The 14939-nt window shown below is 57.4% G+C and carries 17 protein-coding genes; 4 read left to right on the top strand and 13 right to left on the bottom strand.

What is annotated here, in order from left to right; translation table 11 throughout:
- Positions 1-5: 5 nt before the first annotated feature.
- Positions 6-1001 (bottom strand): phosphate/phosphite/phosphonate ABC transporter substrate-binding protein, encoded by a 996-nt coding sequence (locus tag ABWH92_RS02525; RefSeq protein ID WP_375571854.1) that lies wholly within the window; start codon positions 999-1001, stop codon positions 6-8.
- Positions 1002-1106: 105 nt separating this feature from the next.
- Between ABWH92_RS02525 and ABWH92_RS02520 the strand changes: the two genes are divergently transcribed.
- Positions 1107-1736 (top strand): HAD family hydrolase, encoded by a 630-nt coding sequence (locus tag ABWH92_RS02520; RefSeq protein ID WP_375571852.1) that lies wholly within the window; start codon positions 1107-1109, stop codon positions 1734-1736.
- On the opposite strand, the gene ABWH92_RS02515 is transcribed toward ABWH92_RS02520, so the two are convergent.
- The 8 genes from ABWH92_RS02515 to ABWH92_RS02480 all read right to left on the bottom strand — a co-directional run bounded on the left by ABWH92_RS02515 (position 1713) and on the right by ABWH92_RS02480 (position 8212).
- Complete coding sequence (locus tag ABWH92_RS02515; RefSeq protein WP_375571850.1) at positions 1713-2762, bottom strand: histone deacetylase family protein; 1050 nt, start codon at positions 2760-2762, stop codon at positions 1713-1715. The genes ABWH92_RS02520 and ABWH92_RS02515 overlap by 24 nt on opposite strands.
- A gap of 14 nt (positions 2763-2776) precedes the next feature.
- Entirely contained in the window at positions 2777-4300 is a 1524-nt protein-coding gene (locus ABWH92_RS02510; RefSeq protein WP_375571848.1) for a phosphomannomutase/phosphoglucomutase, read from the bottom strand.
- 91 nt (positions 4301-4391) lie between these two features.
- A complete protein-coding gene (locus ABWH92_RS02505) occupies positions 4392-4907 on the bottom strand; it encodes a TIGR02281 family clan AA aspartic protease (RefSeq protein WP_375571846.1) in 516 nt (171 codons plus the stop codon).
- A 116-nt stretch (positions 4908-5023) separates the two neighbouring features.
- On the bottom strand, positions 5024-6073 hold the full coding sequence (gene pheS, locus ABWH92_RS02500; protein ID WP_375574165.1) for a phenylalanine--tRNA ligase subunit alpha: 1050 nt from the start codon (positions 6071-6073) through the stop codon (positions 5024-5026).
- A 210-nt stretch (positions 6074-6283) separates the two neighbouring features.
- Complete coding sequence (gene rplT, locus ABWH92_RS02495) at positions 6284-6640, bottom strand: 50S ribosomal protein L20 (protein WP_375571844.1); 357 nt, start codon at positions 6638-6640, stop codon at positions 6284-6286.
- A 36-nt stretch (positions 6641-6676) separates the two neighbouring features.
- Positions 6677-6877: a 50S ribosomal protein L35 gene (gene rpmI, locus ABWH92_RS02490; protein ID WP_375571842.1), complete on the bottom strand. Its 201-nt coding sequence runs from the start codon at positions 6875-6877 to the stop codon at positions 6677-6679.
- Between the two features lie 165 nt (positions 6878-7042).
- The gene (locus tag ABWH92_RS02485) at positions 7043-7540 is read right to left on the bottom strand and encodes a GNAT family N-acetyltransferase (protein ID WP_375571840.1); all 498 of its coding nucleotides are present in this window, start codon (positions 7538-7540) and stop codon (positions 7043-7045) included.
- Between the two features lie 63 nt (positions 7541-7603).
- The gene (locus ABWH92_RS02480; RefSeq protein WP_375571838.1) at positions 7604-8212 is read right to left on the bottom strand and encodes an NAD(P)H-dependent oxidoreductase; all 609 of its coding nucleotides are present in this window, start codon (positions 8210-8212) and stop codon (positions 7604-7606) included.
- Between the two features lie 105 nt (positions 8213-8317).
- Here ABWH92_RS02480 and ABWH92_RS02475 point away from each other — a divergent pair, with 105 nt between their 5' ends.
- Both ABWH92_RS02475 and ABWH92_RS02470 read left to right on the top strand, forming a co-directional pair.
- Positions 8318-8893, top strand: a complete 576-nt coding sequence (locus ABWH92_RS02475) for a TetR/AcrR family transcriptional regulator (RefSeq protein WP_375571836.1) — start codon at positions 8318-8320, stop codon at positions 8891-8893.
- A 131-nt stretch (positions 8894-9024) separates the two neighbouring features.
- Positions 9025-9609, top strand: coding sequence for a hypothetical protein (locus ABWH92_RS02470; protein ID WP_375571834.1), 585 nt, complete (start codon positions 9025-9027; stop codon positions 9607-9609).
- Positions 9610-9739: 130 nt separating this feature from the next.
- On the opposite strand, the gene infC is transcribed toward ABWH92_RS02470, so the two are convergent.
- Both infC and ABWH92_RS02460 read right to left on the bottom strand, forming a co-directional pair.
- Positions 9740-10351 carry a translation initiation factor IF-3 gene (gene infC / locus ABWH92_RS02465; protein WP_375574164.1) on the bottom strand — a complete coding sequence of 204 codons (612 nt, stop codon included), beginning with the start codon at positions 10349-10351 and terminating at the stop codon, positions 9740-9742.
- A gap of 144 nt (positions 10352-10495) precedes the next feature.
- Entirely contained in the window at positions 10496-11605 is a 1110-nt protein-coding gene (locus tag ABWH92_RS02460; protein WP_375571833.1) for a glycosyltransferase family 4 protein, read from the bottom strand.
- Positions 11606-11696: 91 nt separating this feature from the next.
- Between ABWH92_RS02460 and ABWH92_RS02455 the strand changes: the two genes are divergently transcribed.
- On the top strand, positions 11697-12485 hold the full coding sequence (locus tag ABWH92_RS02455) for an alpha/beta hydrolase (RefSeq protein ID WP_375571831.1): 789 nt from the start codon (positions 11697-11699) through the stop codon (positions 12483-12485).
- 106 nt (positions 12486-12591) lie between these two features.
- Here ABWH92_RS02455 and ABWH92_RS02450 read toward each other — a convergent pair whose 3' ends face one another.
- On the bottom strand, positions 12592-13242 hold the full coding sequence (locus tag ABWH92_RS02450; protein WP_375571829.1) for an ATP-binding cassette domain-containing protein: 651 nt from the start codon (positions 13240-13242) through the stop codon (positions 12592-12594).
- A 2-nt stretch (positions 13243-13244) separates the two neighbouring features.
- The gene (locus tag ABWH92_RS02445) at positions 13245-14933 is read right to left on the bottom strand and encodes an ABC transporter permease (protein ID WP_375571827.1); all 1689 of its coding nucleotides are present in this window, start codon (positions 14931-14933) and stop codon (positions 13245-13247) included.
- Positions 14934-14939 lie beyond the last annotated feature (6 nt).

Here is a 14939-nt window from a genome sequence, read left to right as displayed (position 1 = left end):
ATGGATCACTCGGCAGCTTGGCTCGCCTGATCCCAATACGTGTAAGCATCGAGCAGGGGATCGTAGTCACTCATCTCTTGGGCAACGAACCCACGGCCACTGCCGAGATCAATCGCATCAAACGCGTCGCCGTCACGTCCTGTCAAATCAAGCAGCATGGATTGAAGCGTCTCGCCCAGCGGTTCGGGCAGGCCTGTATGGGCAAAATGCGTGACACTGGGCACGGGGCGTGAGCGCCAAACCATACGCAGGCCAGATCGCACCTCTTCGCTCAAACCGCTGGCAGGTTCTTGATCAAACACCACACTGCCCTCACCTTGCCGAGACCAACTAAGGATAGCGTCAGCCTGCCCAGTTAACACCGCGTCAGCAGCGTCTTGCAGTGTTGCGGAGAAGAGCAGGCCATCCTCGTTAAGCCGAACCTCATTGCGCCAGATTTCCGACAAACCAACCCGGTGCGCCACAACGCTGCCTTCGCCGACGATCGCCACGCGGGCATCCTCCAGATCGCCAAGCCCACCAATCGGGCCGTCTTCAGGGGCAATCAGCACACTAAAAAGCCCAACTGATCCATCGCGGTTGGGTTGTGTGCCCAGGGGTGTTACGCACCCACACAGCCTGTGTGCCGCCACGAAAACACTGCTGGGTGCCATAGCGTAGCCAATGTCTTGGCGTTGCATGGCCGTCATTAGTCCACGTGCATCGCGAAAGGGAACCAATTCAACCGGTCGTGACAACACCGCTTCCAAATGCGAGCGAAAGGGCAGATAAAGTGTACGTTGATGGCCTGGTGCGGCATCGGCCAAGAACCCGACCCGGAAAACCTCACCTTCAGGGGTGGTCCGACCTTCTACGTTCAACGTGATGTTGGCTGGTGGCGGGCCCAGGGGGCGCGATGTGACGGGTGCTTCGTTGGATTGCGCCTGAGCAGCACTGGCGCTTGCGGCAAGCAAACCGGCGCCAACCAGGCCTGCTCTCAACGACCTAAAAACGGGTGTCACGATACTGCCATCACGTTTGGTCTACCCACTTTGATTGCACATGCGCCGTGCAGCATCTTGCATGCCGTCGTGCAGTTTAAACACTTTGTTTGGAGAAAGATTTTCATGACCGATCCGACTATCGACGCCGTAGTTTTCGACATTGGCAACGTGCTTTTGGATTGGGATGCGCGTCGCGTGTATCGCCCTCTTGGCATGAGTGATGATGAAATTGAGGCGTTTTTTCAACGGGTCGATTTCTCGACCTGGAACTTGGAACAGGATCGAGGCCGCTCATTTGCTGATGGCGTAGCCGAACTGGCCAAGCACCATCCCGCCGACAAAGAGCTTATTGAGCGGTACGATACGCACTGGATCGAGTCCATTGCCGGCCCAATCCACGGCACAGTTGAGATCCTACAGTCTTTGATTGATCAGGGAGTGCCGGTTCATGCGATCACCAACTTTTCCGCCGAAAAATATGGCGGTGAGCGCGAGCGCTTTCCCTTCCTCACCCATTTTGGCGTAACAGTGGTCTCCGGCGAAGAGAAACTGGTCAAACCAGACCCAGCGCTCTATCGCACGCTGCTGACCAGAACCGGCCTGCAAGCCGACCGCACCGTTTTCATTGACGACAGTCCTAAAAACGTTGACGGCGCACGCGCTGTTGGCATGCACGCCATTCACTTCACGACGCCATCGGATCTTCGCGAAGCGCTGCGCGGCTATGCGCTACCGGGTGGTGTGACCGTCTAGAAAGCCGGTCAGTGTGTTGACGGCATTCACGGCCAGATCGTCAACTGCGTAGCCACCTTCAAACACGATGACGGTGGGCACAGTAGCGCCACCTAGTGCTGCACCGAGTGTTTTGAAATCATCGTTTTTCAATGCGAACTGTGAAATTGGGTCACGCTCAAACGTATCAAGCCCAAGCGATATCACCATGGCATCTGGCTTGAACGCTTCGATCTGCGCCAAGACGTGGGAAAGCACGTTGGCATAGTCCGGCCACAAGGTGCCGATCGGGAGCGGCAGATTGAGGTTGAAGCCTTCCCCATCGCCTGCACCGATCTCATCGGCATGCCCGAGAAAGTAGGGATACTCATCCATCGGGTCGGCATGGATGGACGCAAAAAACACATCCGAACGGTTATAGAAAATCGCCTGCGTTCCGTTGCCGTGATGATAATCCACGTCGAGCACGGCGACCGTCTCGGCACCACCATTGCGCAGCGCTTGAGCGGCGATAGCGGCATTGTTCAAAAAGCAATAACCGCCATAGGCATCGGGCATGGCATGATGGCCAGGCGGACGACAAAGCGCAAAAGCATGCGGCAGCCCTTCTGAGACTTTAATCGCAGCGGTTTGAGCTGTGGCTGCGCTCGCCGATACAGCCTGCCACGTACCAGATCCCATTGGCGTGCCAGCGTCAAAGGAGTAGCGGCCCATCAACCCATCAAGATGGCGGGTTTCGACCTTCCGTAGGCCAGGTGTGGGCCAGACAAAGGGGAAAGTGTCATCGACGTTTGGGTCGCGCCCTGCATCCAGCCACCGCTGCCAAAAGCTTTCCAAAAATTGCACATAGCTCGCATCATGAACCTGCTCGACCAGAGCACGATCCAGCGGATCGGGCGCGATGATCTCGCCCAGTTCGGCTTCCAGCACAGCAAAGTGGACCATCTCTGCACGGCGCGGAATTTCCACCGCAGGCACAAGCTTGCCGTCAGCCATCTCCACGTGTGGATCATGGCGGATATGATCAGGCGAGAAGACGGTGAGCATTCTGGTTGCTCTGCTTAGATGGTCTGGTTGTAGGCGCCGACTTCCGGGTTCTCGCGCAGCACACCGTCCATCGCTTTGAACATCTCGTGCATACGCGCCTCGCTCACCGGGCTTTCCACCACCACCACCAGTTCCGGTTTGTTGGAAGACGCGCGGATCAGGCCCCACGTGCCGTCTTCGCAGACCACGCGCACGCCATTGACGGTGATCAGCTCGCGAATGGTGTGACCTGCGATCTGTGCACCTTCAGCCTCCATGGCTTGGAAGCGAGTAACCACCTTGTCGACAACGCCATATTTGGTTTCATCGGCGCAGTGCGGGCTCATTGTCGGGGAGCCCCAGGTTTTGGGCAGATCACGGTAGAGATCAGCCATGCTTTTGCCCGGTGCGCGCTCCAGCATTTTGCAAACCGCGAGCGCTGTTACCAAACCATCATCATAGCCGCGGCCAATGGGGTCATTGAAAAAGAAGTGGCCGGACTTCTCAAAGCCCGCTAGCGCACCGGTTTCGGCCACCCGGCGCTTGATGTAGCTGTGGCCCGTCTTCCAATAGTCTACCCGCGCACCATTGGCTTGCAGAACGGGGTCGGTAAGGAAAAGGCCGGTCGACTTCACATCCGCCACGAAGGTGGCATTAGGGTGCTGCGCAGACAGATCACGAGCGAGCATCACACCGATCTTGTCGGCGAAAATCTCGTTGCCCTCATTGTCCACCACACCGCAGCGGTCGCCGTCACCATCGAAGCCAAGCGCAACATCAGCGCCATGTTCGGCGATGGCATCGGCCATTGCGTGGAGCATTTCCATGTCTTCTGGGTTGGGGTTGTAGCGCGGGAATGTATGATCAAGTTCAACATCCAGCGGGATGACCTCGCAGCCAATACGTTTCAGCAAATGCGGCGCAAACGCCCCCGCCGTGCCGTTGCCACACGCGCACACGACTTTCAGCGGGCGCTCGATCATCACGCCACGTGTCAGATCATCCAGATAGGTTTCGGCAAAGCTTGGAACATAGACATAGCCGCCACCTGCCCGTGCTTCTGATGTGTTTTCCAACACAATATCGTGCAACCGACCCATCTCGTCGGGCCCAAAGGTGACCGGTGGGTTGGTGCCCATCTTCACACCCGTCCAGCCATTGTTGTTGTGGGAGGCCGTGACCATGGCCACAGCTGGCACGCCCAGCTCGAACTGCGCAAAATAGGCCATTGGCGACAGCGCCATGCCAATATCATGAACCTTGATCCCTGCTGCCATCAGCCCGGAGATCAGCGCGTACTTGATCGATGCTGAGTAGCTTCGAAAGTCATGGCCAACGACGATTTCGGTGCCTGTGCCCTGTTCGTGCATCAGTGTGCCGAGGCCAGCGCCCAGCGCCTGCACGCCCATGAGGTTTAGTTCTGGCGGCACATCTGAGCCAGGATGACCAAACCACCAGCGCGCATCGTACTCACGAAAGCCGGTTGGCTTTACCAGCGGTGTGGTTTCGAAGGCATCGGTGTTGGGCGCAAGATCAGGAACAGGGGTGGGGAACAGCATGGACACTCACGTGTGGGAGAGAAGGGTCAAACACTTTCATAGCTTGCGCGCATGACAGTTCCAAGCGCACGAACACTGGGTCAGCCAAACACTAGTTCTCTAGGATCAGTTCTTGGCCTTCAAAACGAAAGCTTTCCAACTGGCTGAGGAACGACATGCCAAGCAGGTTTGCGCTTAAGTCTTCATCGCGTGCCACCAGTGCCTGCACATTGCGCACGCGGATTGAACCAAGTTCCACCGAGCGCAAAACGATGGGCGCAAAGAAAGCCTGACCGTTGGCGGTGTTGACCGGAACTGTGAAGTCGGAGCGGTGAGGGCGGTGCCCAGCACGGCGCGCGTCACTTTCCCGCAGCACAACGGCGCTGGCGCCGGTGTCGACCAGAACAGCCATGCCTCGACCGTCGATATCGGCGGTGGCCTCTACATGACCGCGGGCATCGGTGAGAAAAACCTCACGCCCCGATGAGCGGGCATTACTGGCGACCTGTTGCGGTCCGCCGTCGCGAGCAGAGCTTTGCGCTATCTGGTCAACTGGCTGTGGGTTGGTGGCGATGGCCGTGGCGTAACCCGCCGCAAAAGCAACCAAAGCAAAAAGCAAAGCGCGCATGAGAAACGATCCATCCGTCGTCAAGATGGAGCGATGTTAGCAAGGCCACGCCAACAAACGGCTAAGCGAAGGCACGGATTTCCCCGTGTCTGAGAAAGACTCCGTTAAGCCGTGGCTTAACGGCTCAGCCCACCCACAAGGCTCGGCATGTCCAATGGGCGGAAGCCATAATGCTTCAGCCAACGTACATCGGCTTCAAAGAAGGCGCGCAGGTCTGGCATGCCATACTTCAGCATCGCCAGCCGGTCGATGCCCATGCCCCAGGCAAAGCCTTGATAGACATCGGGGTCCAGGCCGCAATTGCGCAGCACATTGGGGTGCACCATGCCGCAGCCGAGAATCTCCAGCCAATCATCGCCCTCGCCGAGCTTCACCTCATTGCCGGAGCGGTCGCAGCCAATATCGACTTCCATCGAGGGTTCGGTGAAAGGGAAGTAGGATGGCCGGAAACGCATCTTGACGCTCGGCACCTCGAAGAAGCTCTTGCAGAACTCTTCAAGAATCCATTTCAGGTGGCCGATATGGCTTTCCTTGTCGATCACCAACCCCTCCACCTGATGGAACATCGGCGTGTGGGTTTGGTCGCTGTCGCAGCGGTAGGTGCGGCCTGGAATGATCACGCGGATCGGCGGTTCTTGGCTGCGCATAGTGCGGATCTGCACCGGTGAGGTGTGCGTGCGTAGGAGCAACCGTTCGCCGTCTTCCTTTGGATTGAAGAAGAACGTGTCATGCATCTCGCGCGCTGGGTGGCCTTCGGGGAAGTTGAGCGCGGTGAAATTCAACTCATCAGTCTCAATATCCGGCCCTTCGGCCACGGCGAACCCCATGTCGCCGAAGATCACAGTGATCTCATCGATCACCTGCGTGACCGGGTGGATACGCCCCTCAGCAGTGGGTCCAACCAGCACAGGCTTGGTGACGTCCAGTGTCTCGGCTGTGAGGCGTGCATCGAGCGCTGCGTCTTCCAAGACCATCTTTCGAGCGTTGATCGCATCGGTAAGCTTGACCTTCAGCCCATTGAGAGCAGGGCCCATGACCTGGCGCTCTTCCGGCGTCATCTTACCGAGCGTCTTCATCTGCTCAGAGACAGAACCCTTCTTGCCGAGCGCACCAACACGGACGGCTTCCAACGCGGCCTCGTCAGCAGCGCCGTTGATGGCGCCCATCACATCGGCTTCCAGCGTGTCGATGGCAGAAAGGGTTGCGGCTTCGCTCATAGGTCAGATGTCCAAGGTGATAAGGGCTGCGGGCGTTGTAACGCCGGGATAGAAATTGGCAAGGCAAGGGTTCGAAAGGCGCCAACGAAAAAGCCCCGCCAACATGGCGCTGGCGGGGCTCTTCAAAGAGAAGTCAGAAAGGCTTGCGCCAAACAGCCCCTAAGCCAAAGCGCCTTTGGCTTGATCGACCAGCGCGGTAAAAGCTGCCGGTTCATTCACAGCCAAATCGGAGAGGACTTTGCGGTCCACTTCCACACCGGCTTTGGTCAGGCCGTTGATGAATGAGCCATAGGTCATGCCCTGCTCGCGCACAGCAGCGTTGATGCGCTGGATCCAAAGCGAGCGGAAAGCACGCTTTTTGTTGCGGCGGTCGCGGTAGGCATACTGGTTTGCCTTTTCCACGGCCTGCATCGCAACGCGGATCGTGTTCTTCCGGCGGCCATAATAGCCTTTGGCTTGCTTGATTACTTTTTTGTGGCGGGCGTGATTGGTAACGCCGCGAGATACGCGTGACATGGGTCAGGCTCCAAACTGTAAGAGGTTAGACGGCGATTATCCGTTCGGCAGGAAGTGTTTGCGGATTACCCGAGCATCGGGTTCAGCCATCACCATGGTGCCACGGGCTTGGCGGATGAACTTGTTCGACCGCTTGATCATGCCGTGCTGTTTACCGGCCTGGGCAACTTTAACTTTGCCGGAGGCTGTGAGTTTGAAGCGCTTTTTCGCGCCCGAATTGGTCTTCATTTTGGGCATTTTGCTCGTCTCATGTTGGCCCGAGCAAAAGAGGTGCGCGGGCGAAGGTTACGCAGCCTGATAAAATCTGGCGTGAGCGGTTCAGCAACCACGGCAGCCCAACACTGGCCGGCTCGCTGATGAAGGCGGTGCTATAACGCTAAATGTGAAGGCGTGCAAGCTTTCTCAAGCGCCTGGATTTTCAAGCGCAAAATAGGCGCTATCCACCCACAGATCCCCCAGTTTCAGGGTCTTCTCTTTGGTGCCGGTAAGCTTGAAGCCAAGGCTGCTCAGCAGGCGGCGCGAGCGATCATTGCGCGGGTCAATCTCCGCGACAATTTTTGGCCAGTTGTGATGCTCAAAGGCTCGTTGGATCAGAACACTCAGCACTTCCTTGCCGAAGCCTTTGCCCCAATGATCAGGGTGGAAGATGTAGCCAATCTCTGGCTGACGCCAGAAGCCAGCTTTGCCGATCAACGCGCCACCATATTCAACCACGAAGTCATCGCTGGTCTCAGGGTTGGCGTTGACCATCTCGTCGAGAAACTGCTTGGTTGTCGCCAGGTCTTTGTGGGGCAGCGTATCCCAATAGGCCATGGCATCAGCGTGACTGAAAATGGCGTGCATCGCCTGAAGGTCATCATGGCGTGCCCTGCGCAATGTCAGGCGCTCAGTGGTGATCATCTGGTGTACCTTTGTTTTTGCGCACTTTTCAGGCGGAAAACCGCACACACTTTTAAAAGTGCTCTAGATACCTTTTTGCGCGAGTCCTCTCACCTTTGTCAGCCAAAGTGCAACCTTTTGCGCATCTGCGTGGCCAGCGGGGGCAAAATGCGTGATACGCGCTGGCTTGATGCCTGAAAACTCAAAGATCTGCCCCTTGATCTGACGTAGCAGTGCTTTGCGATAGAGCAGCCCGAAGAAGACATCTGGCGTGTCTGAGTTCACAAAAACCCGCGCTGTTTTGCCGGTCAGCAGAGGCAGCGGCATGCCAATCTTTGTGCGTTGGCGGCTATCGAATGCCCAGCCTGGAAGGAAAGTCCGGTCGATCAGCCCCTTCAACTTGGCAGGCAGGCCACCCCACCACATGGGTGCCGTCATCACGATATGGTCTGCCCAGTCCACATCCTTGCGGAAGCTGACCAAACACGGCTCAAGGGGTTTGTGCTGCACGTACCCAGCAAAGCCATGGTCAGGGTCGAAGGGAAGGTCGCGCAGATGCGTCAGGCGCACCTCATGACCAGCTGACTGGGCTGCGTTGGCATAGGTTTCTGCGATGCTGCGAGACAGAGAGGTTTCACCAGGATGACCGTTGAGGACAAAGATTTTGCGGGCAGATGGGTTGGTAGAGGACATGGATTCAGACACTGATCAGTTAAAGTTGACCGCGGTCATATTATTGAAAGTGACCATGGTCAATATCAATTTTGACCATGGTCAAGAATCTTGTAGGATGCCTCTATGGCGAAGACGGTTCAAAAACGTACTTTGGAAACACGGGCCAAACTGGTCGCTGCCGCACAGGAGATCATCGCAGCGGAAGGCTATGGTGCGATGCGTGTGGAGCAGGTGGTGCAAAGAGCAGGTGTTGCCAAAGGCACCTTCTTTGCCCACTTCGCGGACAAGGATGCGTTGATGGAGCGTATCATCGGGGCGCGGATCGATGCGTGCTTGGATGACATCGAAAAGCTTTCAACGCCCAAAAACGTGGAAAGCCTGGTGTCCCACTTGATGCCATTGCTTCATCTGATGACGTGTGAGCGATATGTCTTTGATGTCATCATCCGGCATTCGGGCGCTGCGGTTAGAGAAGAGTTGGGTCCCATCGCCCAGACCTTTACGCGGCATATTGAGGTGGTAGCCCGCTGGTTGGACGATGGTCCGTTTCGCAATGATGTGCCCGCTGAGCTTTTGGCCGAAGGTGTTCAGGCCTTCTCTATTCAGGCGGTCGCTCTGCACTTTTGCGCCGTAAACAGCGAGCAGCCCATGGCATCGCGATTGACCAGCTATCTGGAAGCTTGGTTGAACCCCAACTAGGCGTTGCCTTGAGATGGGATGATGAAAGCTTTCGTCCCCAGTGTCCGCATTGTGCGGGCGTGAACGGTTCGGCAGACGCGGACGTTCGCCATGACTTGACAGTCAAACCTGCCCCCGTCAGCTTTTCAAGCATGCATCTAGTCTCGATCGTTGCCATCTTCTTCACCCTTGCCAGTCCCGCAATGGCGGACAGCTGTGAGACCGATGCACGTGCGGCGATGCTCGATGTCAACCACCCGGTGCCCATGCGCCAGGATGTGACCACAGAAATGGCGGGCAATGAAATCAAGAGCGCCGTCTTGTCGACGCCCGACCAGCGCGGCATGGCGCTTGGTGCCAACGAAGCACCGACAAGTCTTTGGGTCGGAGGACGGTTTTACACAACAAGCGACGCCGGAGAGACGTGGTCGCTTGTCAGCGAGCAGACAACCGAACAACTGGCGGAACAGGACGCCAACCGACAAGAACAAGCCGACTTAGCGACAGATTTTTCCTGCGACTTCGGCATTGACTTGAACGGTGTGGCCGTAGACAGGCTGCAGCTTTCTTATGTGATGATCCCAAGCGGCACAGCAGTCACCAGCACCTATTGGGTTGATTCTGCTACTCGTTTCCCTTGGCAGGTTATTCACGAATTCGCAGGGCCGGTGCCGAGTGTGATCACCCAGCGCAACAGTCCGATGCCGGAGCTGACCATCGCTGACCCCGACGGCTAACCTGTTACCGGACAACCGCCGGTTTTGTCTCCACTCAAAGGTCACCGATAAGCACGACGCGTCGAGGTTCGCCAACAAAAAACCCCGCTTCAGCGGGGTTTCTTTATTCTTTGGCGCTTAAGGAAACAATCTAGTCCTCGGCGTCGTCCGGACCGTCATTTTCCTGCTCGACTTCGCCTTTGACGTCGATCTTACCGACCATCGCAGGGATTGGAGCGAGCACCATCATCATCTGACGCCCTTCCATCTTCGGGTAGGCTTCCACCTTGGCGTAGTCTTCGGTCTCGCCTTGCACCTTCTTCAGCACTTCCATGCCAAGATTTTGGTGGGCCATCTCACGACCACGGAAACGCAAGGTGAATTTCACCTTGTCGCCGGCGTTGAAGAAACGGCGAGCGTTGCGCATCTTCACATCATAGTCGTGCACATCGATGTTCGGCCGCATTTTGATCTCTTTGACCTCGACCGTCTTCTGCTTCTTCTTCGCTTCGGCAGCTTTCTTTTGCTGCTGATATTTGAAGCGGCCATAATCCATAATCTTGCAGACAGGTGGATTGGCGTTTGGCGAGATTTCTACCAGGTCCAGCCCGGCAGATTGGGCAAGTTCTAGAGCCTCGCGCGTATCGGTCTCTCCGCGATTGTCCCCTTCAGCATCGATCAGCTGGACGGAGGGAACACGGATTTTGTCATTGATGCGCGGGCCTTCTTTGACAACGGCTTGTGAACGGTGTGGACGGCGAATAGCGAAGTCTCCTAGGACGTTTTGGTTCAGGGTGAGGAGTTGTGCCGCAAGCACGCGCCTGTGGCAAGATTGCACCTGGCGTTGATTGCCAGTTTGAAAGCGGTTTTGGGGCTTGAAACGCCGTTTTTTGTACCTTTGGAGCGTTTAAGGCACCAATTGGCGGTAGACGGCAAGGGTTGTCTGGCACATGGCGGCCAGTGAGAAACGAGCATGAACATGCTCGCGTGCCCGCCTGATATGAGCATCGCGCACCCCACCTTCAAGGGCCAAGGCCTGCCGGACACCATTGCACAGCGACATTGGATCGCCCGGTTTCACATGCCAACCGGTGCGCTCGTCTTCGCTGACAAGCGGTGGAACGAGCACTGTTTCCGGCACCGCACCCAGCTTGGAAACCACAACGGGAACCCCGGCCGCCTGAGCTTCAACGGCGGCGCGGCCAAAAGCCTCTGGCTGCGTGGAGGGCACAATGCAAACGTCCGAAGACGCCAGGGCGCGCGGCGCATCAACATGACCGACCAAATGCATACGGTGGGCGACCTCAGCCCTGTCGGCCAGGCGCACGAGGCTTTCACGATAGTCCGTGCGTCCTTGATCATCGCCCGCCAGAACCAGATGGACATCCTCTGGCAGACCTGCCAGCGCACCGATGGCAACGCTTTGGCCTTTCCATTCGGTGAGGCGAGCGATCTGCACCACCACGCGTGCGCTGTGCGGCAAGTGCCAATCATAGGGCTCTGCCGATCCATCATAGCGCGCAAAGTCTGTGCCGCGAGGGATCACGGACAGCTTGGTTTTGGCAAACGGGTATTGGGCAGCAATGCTTTCAGCGGTGAATTGCGAATTGGCGATCACCACATCGCCCCGGGCCATGACGGAGTTGTACCAACGCTTAAACGCATTCGAGGCTTTGTACGCACCGTGATAGGTGGTCACAAAAGGGATCTTCAGTGAACGCGCCGCCAGCAACCCTGACCATGCAGGAGCGCGGCTGCGTGCATGAATAAGATCGATTGCGTGCCGCTTGCAGAGTGCCTTGATCCGCCGAGCATTGGCCCAGATCGTAAGGGGGTTTTTGGACGCAACCGGCAATGTGATGTGCGTGACCGCTTTGGGCAGATCAGCGACCATGCGCCCGCCTTGGCTGATGACAAGCGCCTCGTGCCCAGCATCCACCAAGGCCTGGGCAATGTCGACGGTGGTCAGCTCCGCGCCACCGGTTTCAAGTTCGGGAACAAGTTGCAAAACGCGCAAGGGCAAAGAGCTTTCAATCGGCCATCAGGGCTGGCGAAGACGGTTGCGCTTGCTATACCGCGCGAGAGCGAAACACAAAATGGCACATCTTATGTCTCCATCCTTCCTTGACCGTGGCACCCACCAGCTTGCCTTTGAGAAAACTGATGGTGATGGACCGACGTTGGTCTGGCTCGGCGGATTTCGTTCCGACATGACGGGCTCCAAAGCGATGAAGGTCGAGGAATATGCCAAAGAGCGCGGTCAGGCTTGCTTGCGTTTCGACTATGCCGGTCACGGCCAGTCCAGTGGAGCTTTTGTTGACGGCACCATCGGGTCCTGGCGCGATGATGCGGCGGCGATGATTGAAGCAGAAGCCTCAGATGAGAGCATCTTGGTCGGTTCGTCCATGGGTGGCTGGATCGGGCTTTTGCTGGCGATGGAAGAAGCCAAGCGCGCCAAAGTTGACGGTCGTGCCAGCCGCATCAAAGCCTTGGTGCTCATCGCTCCCGCCCCCGATTTCACCCAAAAGCTTATGTGGCCGAAATTTTCGGAAGCTGAGCAGAAGACCATTGTGGAAGAAGGACGCTTGGTTCAGCCTAGCCCCTATGATCCCGAGCCAACCATCATTACGCGCAACCTCATTGAAGATGGCAAGAACCATCTGATCTTGGATGGGCTGATCGAAACCGCCTGTCCTGTGCGCATTCTACAAGGTGTTGCGGATCCTGATGTGCCGCACACCCATGCTTTGAAGCTTATGGAAGCGTTGGCCGGCGAAGACGTGGTGATGACGTTGATCAAAGATGGCGATCATCGCCTGTCGCGCGAGGATGACTTAGCCGCTCTGGTAAGGGTCTTGGATGCATTGCCAAGCCAAGCACGTGGGCCGCTTGTTTAGCCGCTAGAGCAAATCCACCAAAAACAGAGTAACAAAACGCTTGCTTTCGCTTACGCTCAAACGCCTTTTGTGACGCACGAGTGATCCGGCGTTTGGTGGAAACGCTCTAGGTAAGCGTAAACACCTCACCGCCTGCAGCCTCTGCGTCTGCAGGGTCGTGGGTTACCAAAATCACTGGCAGGTTGCGAGCACGGGCGTGGTCAAACACTAGCGCACGCATGTCTTGGCGCAGCGCGGCATCCAACTTGGAAAAGGGTTCATCGAGCAGGAGTGCGCGCGGCCCGGAAAGCAGCGTACGTTGTAAGGCAACACGTGCAGCTTGGCCGCCTGAAAGAGTGGCTGGATCGCGTGGACCATACCCCTCAAGGCCGATGGCGGTCAGTGCGTCCTCGGCCAGATGCTGACGCTCGCCCCGGGCTTTGGAAACATCGCGTGGGATTGCGATCATCACATTGCCGCACACTGAGAGGTGTGGAAACAGCAGCGGATCTTGAAAGAGAAGGCCCATACGCCGCGTTTCAGCGGGCAGAGACAGCACATCAACATCGCCCAACCGCACCGAACCAAAAAGGTCAAACACCGGTGCAAGTGAACCCGCCAAAGCGTGCAACAGGGTCGACTTACCCGAACCAGACGGCCCCATCACGGTCAGAACGTTGCCTGGCGCGACACGCGCAGAGATATCAATAAGGGTACGTCCATCCAAACGGATGGCGACTTTTTCAAGGACCAATGCTTCGGCGTGGTTCGGCTTCATTCTCATCGGATTTGCATGCCCCGGCGTCTGCGCGCAAGAAACGACGGTACCGCCAGCGCAATCCAGAACGCCACAAAAGGCAACAGCGCTTGCAAGGTTGCAGCCACGGCCAGAGCGCGTCGATCACCTCCGGCTGAAAGCGCAACCGCCTCGGTGGTAAGTGTTGGCACACGACCTGCGCCGATGAGCAGCGTTGGCAGATACTGACCGATGGAAACCGCAATGCCCATGGCGAGCGTTGTGAGGATCGGACCAATCATCATCGGCAATCGCACTTGAAACAATCGGCGCCAGAAGCCCATGCCGAGACCAGCTGCAACGTGCAAGATGCGCGGATCAAACCGTCGATAAGGGTCGGCAAGTGAGAGGAACATATAGGGCAGAATAAACACCAAATGAGCGAACATGACCGACACCATCATGCCATCGACACGCAGCACCACGCCCAGAAATTGAAGGCCGAACAGGAACGTCACCTGTGGCACGAGCAAAGGAACATACAGGATAAGAAGCGAGCGCTTTCCACCGGTGCGACCAGTCGCGTGCTCCACTTCCAAACAGCCTATGATCAAAACCGCCGCAATGATGGTTGGAACAATCGCCACAACAAGCGATGTGGTGGCAAGTTCCATGGCACCGCTGCCGAGCTGCTCCCAAGCGCGAAAGCTCCAACTGGCCGGCAAAGTGTCAGGGAAGCGCCAACGCCCGGCAAATGACCAAACGATGAGCAGGGCCAGCCCAAAGGCGATGGTAAGCATCGGCAGCAGTGAGATCGTAAGTCCAACGATCCGGGGCAGTCGTCCGCCACCGGAGCGCACGCCAGAGGTGACGAAGGTCATCCAGAGATGCGCGACAAGTTTTTCACCGATCACCCAAACCCCAAGCAGGCAGAGGGTCAGCGCGATCTGGATCAATGCCGCCGCCGCTGCGGTGAAGCGTGTTGCAAGCTCAGGGTCAGATGCCCACTCCAAGATACGCACTGACAAGGGAGCAGGTGTTGTGGGGCCGAGCACAATAGCCACATCGGCCACTGAGGATGCGTAGGCAATCACGGCAAAAACCGGCAGGCGGATCAGCCGGTAGAGTTGCGGCGCGACGGCGACGAAGAACCCCGTCCCACGACCGTAGCCCATCGACGCCATCACCATGCGTCGCCGGGAGCCGTCCAAGGCTGGCAGGGCGGCGAGCGCCATCAAGAGCAGAAACGGCATCTCCTTGGCCACAAGCCCGGCCATCATGGAAAGGCCCCACAGATCATTGACGATCAGGAGATCGGGCGGTCGCTCCCAACCGGTGAGCTCCGGCGAGAGAAGCCGAAAGAGAAAGCCCGACGGGGCGATGAGAAAAGCAAGCCCGACCGCTGCAGCGGCATGGGGAACCGAGAGCAGGGGCGCCACCATGCGGCGTACTGCAGAAAGACCTTTGGTGTCCCAGACACAGGCAAGCAGCAGAAAGGTAAGGGTTAAGGCTATGAGCGGTGAAAGCAGGCCGACAAGCGCCGCCAATCCGATAGACCGACCAATGCCTGGCGCTGCAAACACGTCCATCAGCGGTTCTATTGAAAGGCTGGTCCCGCCAAGTGGTGGGAAAAACCCAAACGCTGGCAAAAGCGCCGCGATCAGCCCGGCAGCCACCGGTACGATAAGAAGTGCAATGGTGAACCCCGGCGCGAGGCGCAGCCAAAAAGGCATTGTCTC

The sequence above is a fragment of the Ahrensia marina genome, from assembly GCF_042140245.1.
GTDB lineage: Bacteria > Pseudomonadota > Alphaproteobacteria > Rhizobiales > MH13 > MH13.
The sequence above is the reverse complement of the archived record's forward strand: the minus strand, read 5'-3'. Positions and strand labels throughout refer to the sequence as shown.